Source organism: Rothia nasimurium, from assembly GCF_004569295.1.
GTDB lineage: Bacteria > Actinomycetota > Actinomycetes > Actinomycetales > Micrococcaceae > Rothia > Rothia nasimurium_B.
Genome location: NZ_SPQC01000102.1, coordinates 1 through 829, shown reverse-complemented (window position 1 = coordinate 829; position 829 = coordinate 1). Strand labels below are relative to the sequence as shown.

Annotated in this window: 1 protein-coding gene and 1 pseudogene; both read right to left on the bottom strand. The window is 57.5% G+C overall.

Translation table 11 applies throughout. The annotated features are described in order from the left end of the window. Nucleotides 1-225, bottom strand: a 225-nt coding sequence (locus E4U03_RS13500; RefSeq protein ID WP_245207735.1) for a hypothetical protein, incomplete at its 3' end; no start/stop codon positions are given. A gap of 21 nt (nt 226-246) precedes the next feature. Next, nucleotides 247-537 (bottom strand): annotated as a pseudogene (locus E4U03_RS13850) (primase C-terminal domain-containing protein); the annotation flags it as partial. Nucleotides 538-829 lie beyond the last annotated feature (292 nt).

Genomic DNA, 829 nt, shown 5'->3' with positions numbered 1-829 from the left:
TTCTTTGAGTGCCTGAATCTGCGCCCTACGCCCGATAGCCTGAGCACTCCGCACAGCCCTAGAAGCATTCGCGCCCTTCGCGAGATTAGCGCCCTGGGCTTTCTTCTGGGCTTCGGTCTTTCGGCTCCCGCCCTTGCGTCCGATTTCCGCCATGAACTCGCGCAGCTGTTCAGGGGCAGGCTCACGCCCCTGCGCACCTGTTTTCGGGGTGTACTTCTCACGCATGAACTTCTCAACACTCCTAACGATTCCAGCAACCTCAGACAAGGGTAACGGCGGATTGCACAGCTCGTTCAGCTCATAGGCCTGGGCTTCAAAGTCCTCACCACGGTAGGCAGTGCGTCTAATGGTCTGAAAAATCGTCTCATTACGCTGACCGGCTTTCAGCTCGCCCCAGACCAGCTCAGGACGGCTAGAACGGGCTTCGGTGCCCTCTGGAGCCTCAGAGGCCCTCAGAAAGGCTCTGAGTGCCCCTGAGAGGGCTTTGAGGGCATAAGGCGGGCAATCAAGCCGGGTAAATAACCTCAGCGCCCTCATAGAGCGGGTTACGGCACTTTGAGGGGCTCAGAGCGTTCACAGCAGGGTCACCGGCACAGGCACGGCGTAGAAGCTCGGCGGTGTCCCTCGCGAACCGGATAGGGGCTTGGTGGGCTTTGCTGGTCAATGGGACTCCCTCAATGAGTCAGAAAGCTTGTACGCCCTGAGAGGTAAAAATTACGGCGTGGGGGTAAATTTCGCGGGGTAAATCAAAGACGAAACTGGAGGCAAAAATGTGGTCGATATCGATAATCAGGGTACGGCAAAAAGCGGGGCTGGGCTGGTAAAACTC